The organism is Pseudomonas sp. BGA-UO-ETr-WB11 (assembly GCF_059567785.1).
This window is the reverse complement of sequence record NZ_JCAQOS010000003.1, coordinates 281817-300044: the sequence shown is the minus strand read 5'-3', so window position 1 is coordinate 300044 and position 18228 is coordinate 281817. Positions and strand designations below refer to the sequence as shown.

The following is an 18228-nucleotide window of genomic DNA, read 5'->3' as shown; positions in this document are numbered from 1 at the left end:
GCTTCGCAGATTCGCGAATGGCCGGAGTTTTTTTGTTTTATCCGCCTGCCCAGTCACCGCCTTCGAGCAGTATCCTGACCCCTTATGGCCGGCCTGATTCCACAATCGTTTATCGACGACCTCCTCAACCGCACCGACATCGTCGACGTGGTGAGTTCGCGCGTGCAACTGAAAAAAGCCGGCAAGAATTACAGCGCCTGCTGCCCGTTCCACAAGGAGAAAACTCCCTCCTTCAGCGTCAGCCCCGATAAACAGTTCTACTACTGCTTTGGCTGTGGCGCCGGCGGCAACGCCCTCGGCTTTATCATGGACCACGACCATCTGGACTTCGTCCAGGCCGTGGAAGACCTGGCCAAGCAGGCCGGCATGGAAGTGCCGCGCGAAGAAAGCGGCCGCCCGCACACACCGCGCCAGCCCACTGACTCACCGCTGTATCCGCTATTAACAGCCGCCGCCGAGTTTTACCGCCAGGCCCTGAAAAGCCACCCGACCCGCAAAGCGGCCGTCGACTACCTGAAAGGCCGCGGCCTGTCCGGCGAAATTGCCCGCGACTTCGGCCTCGGCTTCGCCCCGCCAGGCTGGGACAACCTCTACAAACATCTGGGTGGCGACAACCTGGCGCAGAAGCACCTGATCGACGCCGGCCTGCTGGTGGAAAACGCCGAGAACCCCGAGAAGGTCAAACGCTACGACCGCTTTCGCGACCGGGTGATTTTCCCCATTCGCGACAGCCGCGGACGCATCATCGCCTTCGGCGGCCGGGTACTGGGCGACGACAAACCCAAGTATTTGAACTCGCCGGAAACCCCGGTCTTCCATAAAGGCCAGGAACTCTACGGCCTGTATGAGGCGCGCCAGAGCAATCGCCATCTCGACGAGATCATGGTGGTTGAGGGCTACATGGACGTTATCGCCCTGGCCCAGCAAGGCCTGCGCAACGCCGTCGCCACGCTCGGCACCGCCACCAGCGAAGAACACCTCAAGCGCCTGTTTCGCATCGTGCCCAGCGTGCTGTTCTGTTTTGACGGCGACTCAGCCGGCCGCAAAGCCGCCTGGCGCGCACTCGAAGCGACCCTGCCCAGCCTGCAGGACGGTCGCCGCGCACGCTTTCTGTTTCTGCCCGAAGGCGAAGACCCCGACACCTTGGTTCGCGCCGAAGGCACAGACGCCTTTCGCGCCCGCATCACCCAGCAAGCTCAGCCACTGGCCGATTACTTCTTCCAGCAACTGACCCAGGAAGCCGACCCGCGCTCGCTGGAAGGCAAGGCTCACCTGATGACCCTGGCCGCCCCGCTGATCGACAAGATCCCCGGCGCCAACCTGCGCACATTGATGCGCCAACGCCTGAGCGAAATTACCGGCCTCAGCAACGACAACAGCGCACCCCCGGCAAGCCGCAGCACACCCGCCAGCCAATCCAGTGCCGCGCCCGACTACCCGGACTACAGCAACATCAGCACAGGCCAGCACGACAGCCCGCCGGATTATGGCGATATTGCCGACTACGCCCACTACATCGAACCGCCTGCCGCCGACTTCGAGTCACAAAAAACCTGGAAAAAAGGCGACGGCAAGAGCGGCTACAAAGACAAAAACTGGAAAAAGGGCGGCCGCGACGATCAACCGCGCGCACCGCGCAAGCCAGTCAGCGTCGAATCGCCCACCCTCACCGCCCTGCGCACACTGCTGCATCACCCAGCACTGGCGCATAAAGTTGAGGACGCCAGCCACTTCGCCGCCGAAGACGACACCTACGCCCAACTGCTGGTCGCGCTGCTCGGCGCCCTACAGAAAAACCCCAAGCTGCGCAGCCTGCAACTAATTGCGCGCTGGCACGGAACCGAGCAAGGCCGCCTGCTGCAGGCCCTGGCCGAGAAGGAATGGCTGATTTCAGCCGACAGCCTTGAACAACAGTTTTTCGACACTATAACTAGACTTGCAGCGCGCCAACGCGAGCGCAGCTTGGAACATTTGCTGCTCAAAGCCCGTCAAAGTGAACTGAGCCCCGAAGAAAAAGATCAGCTACGTAACCTGCTCAGCCGCAACACCGCCGCAATTACCTCGCCCCCAACTGGCGCATAAGGGGCTTTCTCGGGTATAATCCGCGGCTTGTTTTTTGCCCGCCAAGACCTTCAATGGATAGGGTGTTATGTCCGGAAAAGCGCAACAACAGTCCCGCCTCAAAGAGTTAATCAGCCGTGGTCGTGAGCAGGGTTACCTGACTTATGCGGACGTCAACGACCACCTGCCGGAAGAAATCTCCGATCCGGAACAGGTCGAAGACATCATCCGCATGATCAACGACATGGGCATCAACGTATTCGAAACCGCTCCGGATGCCGATGCCCTGCTCCTGGCTGAAGCTGATACCGACGAAGCTGCTGCCGAAGAAGCTGCTGCCGCACTGGCCGCCGTAGAAACCGACATTGGCCGCACCACTGACCCAGTGCGCATGTACATGCGTGAAATGGGCACCGTGGAGCTCCTCACCCGCGAAGGCGAGATCGAAATCGCCAAACGCATCGAGGAAGGTATCCGTGAAGTGATGGGCGCCATCGCCCACTTCCCAGGCACCGTTGACGGCATCCTGGCCGAGTACACCCGCGTCACCACCGAAGCCGGTCGCCTGACCGACGTCTTCAGCGGCTATATCGACCCGGATGACGGCATTCCGCCGCCGCCCGAAGCCGAGCCCGTTATCGAAATCGCCCCAGCGGCGGATAAAGCCGATGACGAAGAAGAGAAAGAAGGCGCCGAGGAAGAAGACGAGGTCGAAACCGGCCCCGATCCAGAGATCGCCCGCCAGCGTTTCGGCGCCGTTGCCGATCAGCTGGAGAAAACCAGAAAGGCCCTGAAGAAGCACGGTCGTGGCAGCAAGCAAGCCATTGCTGAACTGCTGGCCCTGGCCGAGCTGTTCATGCCGATCAAACTGGTACCGAAGCAATTCGACGTACTGGTGGTCAAGGTGCGCAGCGCCCTGGAGCGCATCCGCGCCCAAGAACGCGCCATCATGCAACTGTGTGTGCGTGACGCACGCATGCCTCGCGCCGACTTCCTGCGCCTGTTCCCAGGCAATGAAATCGACGAAAGCTGGAGCGACGCTCTGGCCAAAGGCAAAAGCAAGTACGCCGAAGCTATCGGTCGCGTGCAACCGGACATCCAGCGCTGCCAGCAAAAGCTGATCGCCCTGGAAGCCGAATGCAGCCTGACCATCGGCGAAATCAAAGACATCAACCGTCGCATGTCGATCGGTGAGGCCAAGGCCCGCCGCGCGAAGAAAGAGATGGTTGAAGCCAACTTGCGCCTGGTGATCTCGATCGCCAAAAAGTACACCAACCGCGGCCTGCAGTTCCTCGACCTGATTCAGGAAGGCAACATCGGCCTGATGAAAGCGGTGGACAAGTTCGAATACCGTCGCGGCTACAAGTTCTCGACCTATGCCACCTGGTGGATTCGTCAGGCAATCACTCGCTCGATCGCCGACCAGGCCCGCACCATCCGTATTCCGGTGCACATGATCGAGACGATCAACAAGCTCAACCGCATCTCCCGTCAGATGCTTCAGGAAATGGGCCGCGAGCCTACTCCAGAAGAACTGGGTGAGCGCATGGAAATGCCTGAGGACAAAATCCGCAAGGTATTGAAGATCGCCAAAGAGCCGATCTCCATGGAAACCCCGATCGGCGACGACGAAGACTCCCACCTGGGCGACTTCATTGAAGACTCCACCATGCAATCGCCGATCGACGTGGCGACCGTGGAAAGCCTCAAAGAAGCCACCCGCGAAGTCCTCGGCGGCCTCACCGCTCGCGAAGCCAAGGTCCTGCGCATGCGTTTCGGCATCGACATGAATACCGACCACACCCTCGAGGAAGTTGGTAAACAGTTCGATGTAACCCGCGAACGCATCCGCCAGATCGAAGCCAAGGCACTGCGTAAGCTGCGCCACCCGTCACGAAGCGAGCATCTACGCTCCTTCCTCGACGAGTAACACCAAAACCCCCAGCCCCGGCTGGGGGTTTTGCATTACGCCACTGGAAACCCCCGCAACCACCAGATAATTCCCCTGCGCACCGCGTAGCGTTGGCGCAAGCGCCAGGGCCTCGTTATAATCGCCCCGCTTTCTGGGGGCCTGTAGCTCAGTTGGTTAGAGCAGAGGACTCATAATCCTTTGGTCCACGGTTCAAGTCCGTGCAGGCCCACGATATGAAACAACGACTTAGGTCAGCCATCGTGCTGGCCTTTGGTCGTTTATAGGCCCGATAAACAATTTGCGCACCGTTTTGCGTACGATTTCTTTATCACTAGAGATTAAACACTTCATAGCTGGGCGAAGCTTAACGCCCTATCGGGATGTCCAGAATCATTGAGCCACAGCACTCTAGTTTTTATTGACGACGAAGGCTCAGAGAAAAGGGCGCTTATTCATCCTTCCTGCAAACTTGCAGGATCAAATCTCGAAGCCATCGATGAGCAGGATCTGCGCTGAATCGTGGATGCCACAACAAGGAGACAGTGAACGCCGTCGTACGCAAAGGAAGCGCAAAGCTATACATGCCTTCGCGCAAACTCGCGGTATGACGCTCGGGAACGCTGGCGATGAGGTCCGAGCCCCGAGCCAGCCCCAGCGCCGTCGAAAAACCACCGACGATGGTGGCTATCTTTCGCTGCAATCCAAGTTGCAGCAGCGCGTCATCTAAGGGGCCTTTTTCTAATCCTTCCCGTGACACGGAGATATGCATGCCCGCCGCATACTTTTCCGGGGTGATTGTGACGCGGCTCAGTGGATGCCTGGCTCGTACCACGCCAATGTAATGATCCCTGAACAACGCCTGGCCTCTCAGCTCGGGGGCAGAGGCCAGATCGATCACACCCGTTTCCAGATCCACGACTCCATCGCGTAGTGGCTTGCTGTCTTTGTCCGGCTTCTGCATAAAGAACAGCCGTACTCCAGGGGCCTGCCCCGCAATTCGTGCGATCAGAGCCGGGCCAAAGCTTTCAGCAAAACCTTCACTGCTCCTGATCGCGAACGTACGGTCGAGTTTTTCTAGATCAAGAAGTTCGGCTGGCCGCAAAACCTCCTGTGCATCCCGGACAAGCTGACTGACGCGATCACGAAGTTCGATTGCCCTGGGAGTAGGAACGAGCCCCCGTCCCGCCCTGACTAAAAGCGGATCTCCCGTGGTTTCTCTCAGCCGCGCAAGTGCCCGGCTCATGGCCGAAGGACTGAGCCGCAGGCGTTTGGCTGCACGCGCAACACTGCCCTCAGCCAGCACGGCGTCGAGGGTAATGAGCAGATTAAGGTCCGGATTCGACATGGCCTGATGGTAGCCCAACTTGTCCCTCACATAGCGTCATACGCAACAATAACGTGCAAACGCTGCGTCTTCCGCCACATCTGCGCGCTGCATACAGTTCCCTCCATCGGCACATTCGTACCGAAGTGAATGAGGAGAGACTGTATGAGCTCGTTGAACAGATGTGTTGCGCGTATCCAAGCAATCTGGGGACCGCTCAGTTCTGCAGTGGTCGCAGGCTGCCAGCAGCAGCTGGATGAACTCCTGAAGACACCTGTCACCGAACCCTGGCTGGCTGACCTGCACCAGCAAGCACTGGCCCAGCAAGAGATGCACCGAGACCCGGAGAACGGATTTGTACTGCTGGCACACACTGAGCCTGAAGGGCTCTACCGGCCACCTCATGATCATGGTCGGAGCTGGGTCATTTACGCGGTGCAGCACGGTGAAATAGAAATGGGCACCTACGCCAAAGTGCAGGGCTCGGATGGCCATGTGAAACTGGTAAAGCGCGGGTCCACAAGGGTGAGCGCCGGTCAAACGCAGGTCTACCTGCCGGGTGATATTCACGATACGCAGTGCATTAGCGGGCCAGCGCTGCTCTTTCGCTTCACCGAACGGGACTTGAAAAAGGAAGACCAAGAGGCCCGCACGCTGACACGGTATGTCGAGCAGGAGGGTGAGTGGGTTCCGGCGAGCCAGTGCGCGCCCGAGTGGTTGAAATCATGACCCATGGCCCTGCTCCCGAAACCGGCCGCCTCAGCACACAACCTGAACCGGCAGCTGTATCGGTGCATGCTGTGGACGCGCTCTCAGTGCGCGCACAACCGAGGCGTCTGGCTGCCGTCAGCTCAGTGCTGGCTGCCATGGTGCTGGTGGTGCTCAACACGGCGATAGCCAACATGGCCTTGCCAACGATTGCCCAATCGTTGCAAGTGCCTCCTGCGCTGTCCATCTGGATCATCACGGCCAACCAGGCGGCGCTCCTGATGGCGTTGCTCCCCTGCGCAGCGCTGGGTGAAAGCTTTGGCTACCGTCGGGTGTTCCGCTGGGGCGTGGCGCTCTTTCTGGCCGCCACGCTTGTATGCGCACTGGCCCCGACGCTGTCTTGGCTGATTGCTGCGCGGTTGCTGCAGGGACTGGGAGGTGCGGCAGTCATGGCGCTCGCCATTGCACTGCTGCGCCAAGTGGTGCCGAGTCAGCAGCTGGGTTCCGCTATCGGCTGGAATGCACTTGCAGTTGCTCTGTCATCAGCAGCAGGCCCTGCATTGGGAGCAGCGATGCTCAGCGTGGCAGACTGGCCATGGTTGTTTGCTGTGCTGCTTCCCTTCGGGTTCTGGGTGCTGCTATCGACCAGCGCGCTACCAGCACTGGACGGTACCGCGCGCAAAGTTGATCTGTTGAGCATGGCATTGAATGCCGGGGCCTTTGCATCACTGGTCATCGCCATTGGCGTCATCACCGAGCACCTCGTGCTGACTGCAGCGTTACTGTCCATCTCTGCCATCCAACTGGCGCTATTGGTTAAGCGGGAAAGGCAGAAGGAAGCGCCACTGATTCCGCTGGATCTGCTTAGAGCCACCTCATTCCGTATATCTGTTATTGCCTCGGTGCTCTGCTTTGCTGGGCAAACTGCAGGCTTGGTGGCGCTGCCCTTCTACCTTCAGCACAGCCTTGGACAAGAGGTGCTGATAACGGGCCTCTATATGATTCCCTGGCCTTTAACAGTCGCGCTGATCGCTCCGCTGGCGGGCAGCCTATCAAACCGATGGTCGGCTGCCTGGCTTTGCTCGGTGGGTGGCATTTGTCTCGCGACAGGATTAGCCGGGGCTGCGCTTTGGCCGCTGCGGGAAAATCTCATGACGCTGGTGCCACTGACCATGCTGTGCGGCCTCGGCTTCGGTCTCTTCAACGTAGCCAATAACCGCAACATGTTCCTCGCGGCGCCGCTGAGTCGGAGCGGTGCGGCTGGCGGCATGCAAGGGACCGCTCGCCTGCTCGGGCAAACGGCTGGCGCAGTCATCATGACACTGCTCTTTAACCTGCTCCCCGCCGATTCTGCGCCTCAGTTTGCCCTTTGCGTAGGAGCCTCATTGAACTTACTCGCGGCCCTTACAAGTACGCTGCAAGGCATGCCTAAAGCACCAGATCGTAAATTCAATTCCTGATCGACGAAGAGTTGTTGCGCGAACAGAGCGCGAGTGACGTCTAGCTGTAACGTCGCGACCCGAGCGGCAAACGGGTGATCAATCTGCTTGTCGACAAGGCCCAGGCAAACCTGACGGCCAGCCGTTTGTGCGCTTGGCCGCCAAGAGAGCATGCCGGCGGATGAGTCGCAGTGCATACACTGCGCCAGCCAGGCACACGGTTCGCAACGCCTCACAGCGCAAACGCTCTCATGCCCCACACCTATAATTTCAAAAAGTGAAATTAATCACTGACTAAAACATCTATTCCTCAACAATCTGATAATTGAGAAGCTTACTTCAACGCCGGAGACGGCAACTGACTTGAAGGAAAGCCAACATGAACCACCTCAACATAACTCGCCGTTTGACGCATACCCTGGCACTACTGGCCGTAATCAGCGCTAGCCAACTGCAGGCGAATGAAACCCTGCTAATTGTCGAAAACGGCAGCGAGCGCACTCTGGAAAACAGCCGAAAACTACGTCAGGAGCAGCACGTAAAATTGGCAGAGAACGGCAGCGAACGCACGCTGATAAACAGCCGAAAGCAGCGTCAGGAGCGGCGCGTAGAACTGACCGAGAATGGTAGCGAACGTACTCTGAAAAACAGCCGAAAACTGCGTCAAGAGCAGCGTGTAGAACTGGCGGAAAATGGCAGCGAGCGTACCCTGCAACACAACCGTCGTGCCTGATACCCAGCCTGACATCTACAGCTAGCCAATGAAAACACCGTTACCGCGTCTCGTCGGTAACGGTGTTTTCATTATTCAACTGCAATGCCCGGATCATCACGTTTGATCGAAACGGATCACATCCTCGCGGCAACACGCTGGCATAAACGGAAAATGCTGCAGGGCTCGCGCGCAATCGACTTCGGCGGCCAGCACCAGCCAGGATGGCAACTGGCGCTCCCATTCCACTACGACCGGCCGCTTGCCGATACGCCGCAGCAGATCGGTATACAGATCCCAACTGGCATCGGCCACCACGCTGGCGTGCTCATCTACCAGCAGATAAGCGCCGCTGGCCAGGCGCAGTTGGCTGTAACCGCCGAGATGAATTTCGCCGATCTGTTGCGCAGGCAGGCGGCGCAGATAGTCCTCGGCATTGCCGCCACAGTTATGACAGCTGATCAACAGATTGCCGATATCCAGCAACAAACCGCATGCAGTGCGTTGGCACAGCTCATGGAGAAAATCCGCTTCATCCATGTCACTTTCCATCAGACGTACATAGGCCGGCGGGTTCTCAATCAACAACTGACGGCCCAGGAGCGCTTGCACCTGATCGACATGCTCGGCCAAACGTTGCAGGGTGCTGGCGTTATACGCCAGAGGCAGATTGTCGCCGAGCAGGCTGGCCGCTTGCGGCGCACAGCCCAGATGGGCAGAAACCAGCGCTGGCTGGTAACGCCGGCAGAGTTGCTGCAACCCATGCAAATGCTCGCTGCTTAGAGCCGCTTCGCCACCCAGAGACAAGCCGATGCCATGCACCGAAAGTGGCAACAACTGGCGCAGGGCGAAGACCTGCATGTGTGCGACAGCATCGGTCGAATAATACTGTTCGGCCTGGATTTCGAAAAAATCCAGGCGTTGCGGGTCCGCCATAATGGCGGCGAAATGTTCTGCCTGAAACGCCACACCGGCGCCTTGCAACAGCGTACGGCTGTTCATCCTCACACCTCAAAAACGGCTGCAACGCCAGAGCCCGAGAACCTCTCAGGGACGTGACAACGGCATGAGTGAACCCATACCGTGGGGAGTCTCGATATGGGTACAAGTGCCTGTCGGCACGAGCTTCCAGGCATTGCCCTGGTAATCGATTTTTGCCGAACCGGCGCAGGACGTCCCAGCGCCTGCAGCACAATCATTTTGCCCAGCCTTGGAGATGCCATAGCATTTCTCCTTACCGGCATTTACCCCGCCATCAGCCGCACTCAGCGCCTGGCTGGTCAGCAACGCAGTGGTTAGCGACAACGCCAACGCGGCATGCACATTACGACGACTCATCATTAGCCCCTCTCAAAAATGGTGTTATTGCATGCGCGCCAACGCCCGCTGAACCGCGGGACGCTCGCTGATGGTGGCCACCCAGGCCGCCACCGCGGGAAACCTGGCCAGCTCGACACCGCCGTAATGGGCCATGCGCAACCAGGAGAAATTCATGATGTCGGCCAGTGAATACTCGCTGCCGGCCAGCCAGGGCTGCTCGCGCAAGCGCGCTTCAAGTACGCCAGTCAGGCGCAAGGCCTCGCCGCGAAAGCGCTCAATCGCCACCGCACAGGGCGTCGGTGTGGAGCGCAAAAACCAGCCGGCCTGACCAAACATCGGCCCGACACTGGCGACCTGTAGAAACAGGTACTCCATGGCCCGCAGCCGTTCGAGGGCATCTCGTGGAAGCAGACCACCGGCCTTTTCGGCCAGGTAGAGCAAAATCGCCCCGGACTCGAAGAGGCTCACCGTCTGCCCATCCGGCCCCTGATGATCGACAATCGCCGGAATGCGGCCATTGGGATTGATGGCGAGAAACTCCGGGCGGCTCTGCTCTCCAGCAGCCAGGTTGACGGTGATAAGCCGATACTCCAGCCCCAACTCTTCCAAGGCGATTGGCACCTTGATGCCGTTCGGTGTAAGTGCGGTGTAGACCTCAATCATTGCGGTGTCCTCAGGCATTGCTCGGGGTCAGCATGCTCGATACACGCATTGCCGCTCAGACGCTCATCGTCCCTGGCCAACCGCTTGCGCCAGTAAACACTCAGCAAGTGATCCAGCGATAAGCGTCCGGGGCCTTGAGCCAGCAGCAGTAACAACGCCACCGCCCAGGTGCCGTGGGTCGGCCAGGCGTCGGGATAGACAAACAGCTGGATCACCAGAGTCATGCCCAGTAACGCCAGAGCGGCCAGCCGCGAACCTAGGCCCAGCAGCAACAACAGAGGGAACAAATGTTCGGCAATAGCTGCCAGCACGGCAGCGCTGTACGGCGCCAGTAGGGGCAGCCGGTATTCGTTTGCAAACAGATAGAGCGCGCTGTCATTGAGCTGCCAACCATCCACCTTGGTGCGCCCGGATTGCCAGAAAATCGCTGCCGGTGCGACGCGCGCCAACAGCAATAAGACGTCGCGAGCCACTCCTGGCAAACGCAATAAAAGAGGGCAAGTACTCATATCGAACTCCAAGTCAGGGCAAACGGCCTGCCACCCTGGCGGGGGTGACAGGCCGAGTGGTGTTACAGGCTGTTGGCAGCCTTGTCCTTGATTGCAGGCCAGTTAGCGTTGGCTTTGGCAATGTTGCCCGGCACGTCCTCTGACCACTTCTTGAACACGTCGGCGTTAACGTTCAGGTACAGCTTGCCGTCGACCACTTTGTACTGGCTTGGGTCTACATCCAGCTTCTTGCCAAGGGCCGCGCCCATGGCGCAATAGCCGCCAAATTGCGGGGCGTACTTAGCCGGGTTGGCCTGGAAGGCTTTGAGGTTTTCCGCACTGGCGAAGTAATAGGTTGCGCCGTCATGAGCGGCGGCAAAGCGCTTGTCACCCTCGACCGGTTGGCCCTTGAAATAGGAGACGCTGTCATAGCCTTTGAGGATGACCTGGGCCGCATCGACGTTGATCGACGAGGTCGAGGCTTCGTCATAGGCAAAGCTGCTAGTCGCAGTCAGCAAGGCGCCGGCACCAAGGGACAGGGCAACAGCCAGGGAGCTGGCGATAAAAGAGTTCTTCAGGCTCATGAGGTAATTCCTTATTGACGCAATCGAGTGGGGTTGAGTGCGTCGAAACCAACTGCGTTCGACGTGGAGCCACTCTAGATCGCAACACTGCGCAGCTGAACGACCGCCTACTGCAAGGCTCTATTGCAGAAAATGAAACAAATCACGCACACTCGACGCAGACCTACAGGAGCCGCCGATGGATCGTTTTCAGGAAATGCAGGTGTTTTTGGCCGTCGCTGAAGAGCAAGGCTTTGCCGCCGCCGCGCGGCGCCTGAACATGTCACCACCCAGCGTGACCCGTGCCGTGGCGGCCCTGGAAGAGCGCATCGGCACCCTGCTACTGGCCCGCACCACCCGCAGCGTGCATGTCACCGAAGCGGGCCAGCGCTATGTGGAAGACTGCCGGCGGATCCTCGCCGAACTAGAGGAAGCCGAAGAGTCGGCCGCTGGCAGCCACGCCATCGCCCGCGGGCAACTCACCCTCTCTGCGCCAGTGCTGTTTGGCGAGTTGTTTGTCACTCCAGTGATGATCGACTACCTGGCCCAGCACCCAGCCGTGACCATCAAGGCCTTGCTGGTAGACCGGGTGGTGAGCATGGTCGATGAGGGCATCGATGTGGCCATCCGCATCGGCAACCTGCCCGACAGCGGTCTGCATGCCGTGAAAGTCGGCGAGGTACGTCGGGTGATCTGTGCGTCACCGACGTACCTGAACACCCACGGCCGACCGCAACACCCCGACGAACTGCTTCAGGCTCAGTTGGTGGTGGCAACCAGCAGTCCATTGCTGAGCAACTGGGAATTCAGCGGCCCTGACGGCGCCCTCAACATTCGCCCGCAGCCACGCCTGCTGGTCACCGCCAACCAGGCGGCCATCAATGCCGTCAGCCTGGGCTGGGGCCTGACCCGCGTGCTGTCCTATCAGGTGGCCAGCAAGGTGGCGGCCGGCGAGTTGGAAATTGTCCTGCAGAACTTCGAGCAACCGCCCCTGCCCATCCATGTGGTCTATCAAAGCGGCCGCAAGGTGCCGGCCAAGGTGCGCACCTTTGTCGACTTCTGCAGCGCGCAACTGAGCCAATCCAGCGCACTCAAGCCTGCCGGCCGAGACTGAGCACAATGGATCGCTACCAAGAAATGCGTATTTTCCAGGCGGTGGTCAGCGATCTCAGTCTGGCAGCAGCAGCCCGCCGCCTGAATATCTCGGCACCCACCGTGACCCGCGCAATGGCCGCACTGGAGCAACGCCTGGGTACGCCACTGCTGCAACGCAGTACCCGCGGCGTCAGCCTGACCGCGTCCGGTGAGCGCTTTGCCAGCGACTGCCAGCGCATCCTGCAAGATGTCAAAGAAGCCGAAGCCTCGGCCAGTGGCCTGCATGCCGAGCCGCGAGGCCATTTGCACCTGGCCATGCCACTGCTGTTTGGCCAGCAGATCATGACCGCCACCCTGCTCGACTATCTGCAGGCCTACCCCCATGTGGAGATGTTCGCCCAATACCTGGACCGCTTCCCAAACCTGCATGAAGAAGGCATTGACGTAGCCGTACTGGTCGGCGCCCTCCCGGACTCCTCACTGTTTGCCCTGCAGGTCGGCAGCATTCGCCGGGTGGTCTGCGCCAGCCCGGACTACCTGCAACGCCATGGCACACCCGAGCGCCCGCAGGCGTTGTCCACCCAGCAGATCATTCACTCCACCGCCGACTCACGCCTGCCGGAATGGCGCTTTCAGGACCAGGGCAACCCGCTCACCGTCAGCCTACGCCCGCGCCTGACCTGCGCCACCAACCAGGCGGCAATCGTGGCCGCCTGCGCTGCCAGCGGGGTGATCCGCTGCATGAGTTACCAGGTTCATGACCTCATTGAGCAAGGCCGCCTGTGTCGCTTACTGCAGGCCTATGAGCTGCCACCACTGCCGGTGTATCTGGCCTACCGGGAAGGGCGCAAAGCGGCCGCGCGGGTACGCAGCTTCGTCGACTTCACGGTGAGCAGGCTGCGCGAACACCCGGCGTTGCGTTAGGCCTTTGGGGGGCTTAGGGGCGCTTTATTGCAGCAGATGAAACAAAGGATTGCCATTTCTGGCGATTCTCCCGCAAAGACTGAAACGCGAAGATGGCTCCACCAGCACGGCAAGCCCCGGCACCTCGCCACCCCGTCGCTGCGGTACTACTGACTTCGGAGTTCACCATGTCCAACGCCATCAAACTGTTCCGTCACCCACTGTCCGGCCACGCCCATCGCGTCGAACTGCTGCTCTCGCTGCTCAACGTGCCGACCGAACTGGTCTTCGTCGACCTGGCCAAGGGCGCCCATAAGCAAGCCGAGTTTCTCGCCATCAACCCGTTTGGCCAGGTGCCGGCGATTGATGACAACGGCACCGTATTGAGCGATTCCAACGCCATCCTGGTGTACCTGGCGAAGAAGTACGACACCAGCGGCCGCTGGTTGCCGGCTGAACCAGTTGCCGCCGCCAAGGTGCAGCGCTGGTTGTCGGTGGCGGCTGGGCAGATCGCCTCCGGGCCGGCCACCGCGCGGCTGATTACCGTATTCGGTGCCCCCTACGATGCCGAGTCGACCATTGCCCGCAGCCATGCCCTGCTGCAGGTGGTAGAGAAGGAACTGACCAACAGCCCATTCCTGGCAGGCAACACGGCCACCCTGGCCGATGTGGCCGGCTATACCTACATAGCCCACGCCCCGGAAGGCAACGTCTCGCTGGCTGACTACCCGCAAGTGCGCGCCTGGCTGGCACGCATTGAAGCCCTGCCAGGCTTCGTGCCGATGCAGCGCACCGCCGTAGGCCTGCAAAGCGCTTAAGGGCCAAGCCGGACAGCGACTCAGGTGGCTGTCCGCGATGCCGTTCACTTAAGCCAAGTGAACGGCATCTTTGTAGTCCGGATGAAATCCGGGGAGGCTCGTTGACGTGCGCATTCGCCCCCGGATTTCATCCGGGCTACCGCTGTGGCGCCTTAAACGAACAACATTGGGTGCCTGTCCGGCCTTTTCTTTTTGATGTATGCGGAGCCCGAGCATGAACCCGCCCGACGAAAACACCCCCTCCCCCTGGCATGCCGGGGAAAAGCAGTTGCAGGCGCGCGCCGGCGTGGCCGAGCGCATGGAGGTGTTTGGCCGACGGGTGATTCGCGACCACATGCCCGAGCAGCACCGCCTTTTCTATCAGCAACTGCCGTTTATTTTGTTTGCCGCCGTGGATGATCAGGGCCGCCCTTGGGCCAGCATCGCCGAAGGCCCGCCAGGTTTCGTCCAGGCCCCTGAACCGCAGCAGCTAGAACTGCATGGCCCTCTGTCAGCGGACGATCCGGCCGCCGCCGCATTGGGTGCCGGCTCGGCAATCGGCCTACTGGGCATCGAACTGCACAGCCGCCGACGCAACCGGATCAATGGCCATGTGCTGACCCGTAATGCTGAGCAGTTGAGCATTGCCGTCGAGCATGCCTTTGGTAACTGCCCGCAATACATCCAACACCGTGAGGTGCGGGTCAACGCGGCTGAGCGCACGCCCCCACGGCCTCCTGCCCAGCGCCGCAGCGGCCTGGATGACGCGGCCCGCGCACTGATTGCCAACGCCGACACCTTCTTCGTCGCCAGTTACATCGAGCACGCCGATGGCAGCCGCTCGGTGGACATGTCCCACCGTGGCGGCCAGGCCGGCTTCGTCAGGGTCGAGGGCGACTGCCTGACCATCCCCGACTTTGCCGGCAACCTGCACTTCAACACCCTCGGCAACCTGCTGCTCAACCCACGCGCCGGCTTATTGTTTATCGACTTTGCCAGTGGCGACCTGCTGCAGGTCAGCGGACGCACCGAACTGATCCTCGACGGCCCGCAGGTCAAGGCGTTCCAGGGCGCCGAACGGCTCTGGCAGGTGCAGGTTGAGGAGCAGGTTTGGCGGCCGGCGGCCCTCAAGCTGCGCTGGGATTTTCATAGCTACTCGGCCAACAGCCTGATGACCGGCGACTGGGCCGATGCCCAAGCCCGCCTGGCCGCGCAGGCGCTACGCGATCAATGGCGGCCGTTACGGGTGGCACGCATCGTCGAGGAGAGCAGCCACATTCGCTCCTTCTATCTGGAGCCCGCCGACGGCGCCGGCTTGGCGGACTTTAGCGCCGGTCAGCACCTGCCCCTGCGTCTGTCGATTGCCGGCCAGGCCCAGCCGCTGATCCGCACGTACAGCCTGTCCAGCGCCCCCTCGGATAACTTCCTGCGCATCAGCGTCAAGCGCGAAGGCGTCGCTTCAAGCTACCTGCATGATCAGGTCGAGGTTGGCAGCCTGCTCGAGTCGCGTGCCCCGCAGGGCCGCTTCAGCCTGGATGCCGAGCAGCGCCGCCCACTGGTTCTGCTCGCCGCCGGGGTGGGTATTACTCCGCTGCTGTCGATGCTCCGTGAGGTCATTTTCCAGAACCAGCGGCTGCGTCGTTCGCGCCCGGTGTGGCTGCTGCAAAGCGCGCGCAGCCTGGCCGAACTGGCCTTTCGCGATGAACTGTTCAGCCTGCTGCAGCGCGGCGGTGACGCCGTCCACGCCGTGCGCCTGCTCAGCCAGCCCGAACCCCATGCGCGGGAAGGTCAGGACTTCGAGCTGGCCGGGCGCATCGATGTGGCGCTGCTCAAGGCCCTGCTGCCCTTTGACGACTATGACTTCTACCTGTGCGGCCCGAGCAGTTTCACCCAGGACCTGTATGACGGCCTGCGGGCCTTGAATATCAGCGACATGCGCATCCATGCCGAAACCTTCGGCCCCTCCAGCTTGCGCCGCCAGGCCGATCAGGGCAGCGCGCAACCGGTCTTGCCGGCCGCCGCCAGTGGCCCGGTGCCGGTGTTATTCGAACAGTCGGCCAAGGAAGCGCGCTGGACGCCAGACAGCGGCAGCTTGCTGGAACTGGCCGAAAGCCGTGGCCTGACACCCGACTTCAGCTGTCGCGGCGGTTCCTGCGGCACCTGCAAGACGCGCATTGTCAGCGGCGCAGTGACCTACCCGCAGCCACCGGCCGAAATGCCGGAAGCCGGCCAGGCGCTGATCTGCTGCGCCGTACCCGCGGCCAGTGCCGGCGCGGTACAACCTCTGATTCTGGACCTCTAACGAGCCGTATCGATGAAGATCATCCGTAGCAAACAATTCATCGCCGAGCGCGCCTGGGGCGCCCTCGACATCGCCAACATGCAGGGCATTACTACCCGCCTGCACTGGACTGATCAGCCTTACCGCTGGCACATCAACGACGGCCAAGAGGTATTTGTCGTACTCGATGGCCGAGTGCAGATGCACTACCGCGAGGACGGGCTGGAGCAGTCCTGCCTGCTGGAGTGCGGCGATATTTTCTACGCCAGCAGCGGCACCGAACACGTCGCCCACCCTCTCGGGGTGGCACGCGTTCTGGTGGTCGAGTCTGCCGGCAGCCCTTGAACCCAACCCCTTAAGGTAAACACCATGAGCAACGTTGAAGCCCGCCCACCCTTGCCGCCTTTCACCCGCGAAACCGCCATGCAGAAAGTGCGCATGGCAGAAGATGGCTGGAACAGCCGCGACCCCGAGCGCGTGGCGCTGGCGTATACACCGGACAGTCGCTGGCGCAATCGCCATGAGTTCCCGCTGGGCCGCGAACAGATCCGCGCCTTCCTCGCCAGCAAATGGCAGCGCGAGCACGAGTACCGCTTGATCAAGGAGCTCTGGGCCCACACTGACAACCGCATCGCCGTGCGCTTCGCCTATGAGTGGCACGACGCCAATGGCCAATGGTTTCGCTCCTACGGCAACGAGAACTGGGAGTTCGATGACCAGGGGCTGATGCAGGCACGTTACGCCAGCATCAACGACCTGCCGATTAGCAACGTTGAGCGACTGTTCCACTGGCCACAAGGCCGTCGTCCCGACGACCATCCGAGCCTCAGTGAACTGGGCCTTTGATCACCCCATGCTGAAAACCTGACCACGTATAAACGCAGGGCCAATGGCGAACTGTTCGACGCCCTGCTCAGGCTAAAAGCCCAGCGCAAGCACTCCCTCCCCTCTTGAATCATCCCAGTTATCCCCCCGCCAACGGGGGCGACTGGATGATGTGCCACGCCCGCACCAACAATTCCAAATCCTGAAACAGTCTATTAGAAAAGCTGGTCATTCTTTGAGCTAGAAGATATTGCGACACTTTCTCCGTCGGCGTCAGGCCACCTTAAATCAAGTTCGGAGACAGACAAATGAACAAACTTTTACTCACCTTGGTACTGCTCGCGCCCCTAGCTAATGCTGCGGAAATTGTCGGTAGCACCGAAGAAAATCGCGTCGGACAAACCTTCGGCAGTGGCACCGGCGTCTTGCTCGGCGGCGCAGCCGGCGGCCCAATCGGCGCCTTGGTTGGCGCGGCCATTGGTTACTTCAGTGGCGAGCAGATTCAGCATGGCAGTGGCCAGAGTGGGCGGGCCTATCTGGTCAGAAATGACGACGGCAGCCTTACCGAAGTACGCCCCAACCGCTTGCCACAGGAACTGCAGGACGATGCCGCACGACTCTCGGCGAGCAACTGAGGCAACAGCATCCAGGTAATGAATTGTGTGTGCTCCACGTTTGCAGGTCGTGGCCCTAACCTTTGACCTGATGGCGCCCTGGTGGCGCCTTTTTTTTGGAACGTGCAACCACTCGGTGATGCCGGATAAACAAGCAGCCCCAATGGTCGTACTTATCTCCGATGTCGAGTCTGACATTGGCCTGGCTGTTGCGAACGGACGCAGCGGGCATAGGCGTAATGCATGTTCACACGGCAGACGAAAGAAGCAGGGAGTTACGCCCCCACGGGCTTCACATAGCTCATTTACGCTATGCACCTGGGTGCTTAGATTCCAGGGCCGCGTTTGGTCCAAAGTCACCCGTCGTAACAGGCGAGATCAGCCTAAAGCGAACCATCAGAAGCGTTTACGAAACGCTAAACGATTCAGCAATTGATTTGCGTAATTGCACCCGCGATGGACGGGGCCTGCTGGATGCTGAAATACTCGTTTAACAAACGTCAGGCGACCGCCATCCACCTCC

18 protein-coding genes and 1 tRNA gene are annotated in these 18228 nt (G+C 60.4%); 13 read left to right on the top strand and 6 right to left on the bottom strand.

Annotated elements, in window-relative coordinates; all coding sequences use genetic code 11:
* The first annotated feature begins 84 nt into the window (after positions 1-84).
* The 3 genes from dnaG (at position 85) to AC56DI_RS02850 (ending at position 4202) form a co-directional block, all read left to right on the top strand.
* Positions 85-2082 carry a DNA primase gene (gene dnaG / locus AC56DI_RS02860; protein ID WP_496344853.1) on the top strand — a complete coding sequence of 666 codons (1998 nt, stop codon included), beginning with the start codon at positions 85-87 and terminating at the stop codon, positions 2080-2082.
* Positions 2083-2149: 67 nt separating this feature from the next.
* Complete coding sequence (rpoD, locus tag AC56DI_RS02855; protein WP_496344852.1) at positions 2150-3991, top strand: RNA polymerase sigma factor RpoD; 1842 nt, start codon at positions 2150-2152, stop codon at positions 3989-3991.
* Between the two features lie 137 nt (positions 3992-4128).
* Positions 4129-4202, top strand: a tRNA-Ile gene (locus AC56DI_RS02850).
* 219 nt (positions 4203-4421) lie between these two features.
* Here AC56DI_RS02850 and AC56DI_RS02845 read toward each other — a convergent pair.
* On the bottom strand, positions 4422-5318 hold the full coding sequence (locus AC56DI_RS02845; RefSeq protein WP_496344851.1) for a LysR family transcriptional regulator: 897 nt from the start codon (positions 5316-5318) through the stop codon (positions 4422-4424).
* A gap of 144 nt (positions 5319-5462) precedes the next feature.
* Between AC56DI_RS02845 and AC56DI_RS02840 the strand changes: the two genes are divergently transcribed.
* From AC56DI_RS02840 to AC56DI_RS02830, 3 genes are all read left to right on the top strand, one after another.
* Entirely contained in the window at positions 5463-6026 is a 564-nt protein-coding gene (locus AC56DI_RS02840; RefSeq protein ID WP_496344850.1) for a hypothetical protein, read from the top strand.
* Complete coding sequence (locus AC56DI_RS02835; protein ID WP_496344849.1) at positions 6023-7465, top strand: MFS transporter; 1443 nt, start codon at positions 6023-6025, stop codon at positions 7463-7465. The genes AC56DI_RS02840 and AC56DI_RS02835 overlap by 4 nt, the downstream gene beginning before the upstream one ends.
* A gap of 358 nt (positions 7466-7823) precedes the next feature.
* Positions 7824-8177 carry a hypothetical protein gene (locus tag AC56DI_RS02830; protein ID WP_496344848.1) on the top strand — a complete coding sequence of 118 codons (354 nt, stop codon included), beginning with the start codon at positions 7824-7826 and terminating at the stop codon, positions 8175-8177.
* A 96-nt stretch (positions 8178-8273) separates the two neighbouring features.
* On the opposite strand, the gene AC56DI_RS02825 is transcribed toward AC56DI_RS02830, so the two are convergent.
* The 5 genes from AC56DI_RS02825 to AC56DI_RS02805 all read right to left on the bottom strand — a co-directional run bounded on the left by AC56DI_RS02825 (position 8274) and on the right by AC56DI_RS02805 (position 11211).
* Complete coding sequence (locus tag AC56DI_RS02825; protein ID WP_496344847.1) at positions 8274-9158, bottom strand: MbnB/TglH/ChrH family RiPP precursor modification enzyme; 885 nt, start codon at positions 9156-9158, stop codon at positions 8274-8276.
* A 45-nt stretch (positions 9159-9203) separates the two neighbouring features.
* Positions 9204-9494, bottom strand: coding sequence for a BufA1 family periplasmic bufferin-type metallophore (locus AC56DI_RS02820; protein WP_496344846.1), 291 nt, complete (start codon positions 9492-9494; stop codon positions 9204-9206).
* Between the two features lie 24 nt (positions 9495-9518).
* The gene (locus tag AC56DI_RS02815) at positions 9519-10139 is read right to left on the bottom strand and encodes a glutathione S-transferase family protein (protein WP_496344845.1); all 621 of its coding nucleotides are present in this window, start codon (positions 10137-10139) and stop codon (positions 9519-9521) included.
* Positions 10136-10648, bottom strand: coding sequence for a DoxX family protein (locus tag AC56DI_RS02810; protein WP_496344844.1), 513 nt, complete (start codon positions 10646-10648; stop codon positions 10136-10138). Before AC56DI_RS02810 ends, AC56DI_RS02815 begins: the two co-directional genes overlap by 4 nt.
* A gap of 62 nt (positions 10649-10710) precedes the next feature.
* The gene (locus AC56DI_RS02805) at positions 10711-11211 is read right to left on the bottom strand and encodes a YHS domain-containing (seleno)protein (protein WP_496344843.1); all 501 of its coding nucleotides are present in this window, start codon (positions 11209-11211) and stop codon (positions 10711-10713) included.
* Positions 11212-11389: 178 nt separating this feature from the next.
* Here AC56DI_RS02805 and AC56DI_RS02800 point away from each other — a divergent pair, with 178 nt between their 5' ends.
* The 7 genes from AC56DI_RS02800 to AC56DI_RS02770 all read left to right on the top strand — a co-directional run bounded on the left by AC56DI_RS02800 (position 11390) and on the right by AC56DI_RS02770 (position 17726).
* Positions 11390-12304, top strand: a complete 915-nt coding sequence (locus tag AC56DI_RS02800; protein ID WP_496344842.1) for a LysR family transcriptional regulator — start codon at positions 11390-11392, stop codon at positions 12302-12304.
* Positions 12305-12309: 5 nt separating this feature from the next.
* Positions 12310-13209 carry a LysR family transcriptional regulator gene (locus AC56DI_RS02795; protein ID WP_496344841.1) on the top strand — a complete coding sequence of 300 codons (900 nt, stop codon included), beginning with the start codon at positions 12310-12312 and terminating at the stop codon, positions 13207-13209.
* A 167-nt stretch (positions 13210-13376) separates the two neighbouring features.
* Positions 13377-14006 (top strand): glutathione S-transferase family protein, encoded by a 630-nt coding sequence (locus AC56DI_RS02790; RefSeq protein ID WP_496344840.1) that lies wholly within the window; start codon positions 13377-13379, stop codon positions 14004-14006.
* A gap of 214 nt (positions 14007-14220) precedes the next feature.
* Entirely contained in the window at positions 14221-16287 is a 2067-nt protein-coding gene (locus AC56DI_RS02785) for a 2Fe-2S iron-sulfur cluster-binding protein (RefSeq protein ID WP_496344839.1), read from the top strand.
* A gap of 12 nt (positions 16288-16299) precedes the next feature.
* Positions 16300-16611 (top strand): cupin domain-containing protein, encoded by a 312-nt coding sequence (locus AC56DI_RS02780; protein ID WP_496344838.1) that lies wholly within the window; start codon positions 16300-16302, stop codon positions 16609-16611.
* Between the two features lie 24 nt (positions 16612-16635).
* Complete coding sequence (locus tag AC56DI_RS02775; RefSeq protein WP_496344837.1) at positions 16636-17112, top strand: nuclear transport factor 2 family protein; 477 nt, start codon at positions 16636-16638, stop codon at positions 17110-17112.
* Between the two features lie 287 nt (positions 17113-17399).
* Positions 17400-17726: a hypothetical protein gene (locus tag AC56DI_RS02770; protein ID WP_496344836.1), complete on the top strand. Its 327-nt coding sequence runs from the start codon at positions 17400-17402 to the stop codon at positions 17724-17726.
* Positions 17727-18228 lie beyond the last annotated feature (502 nt).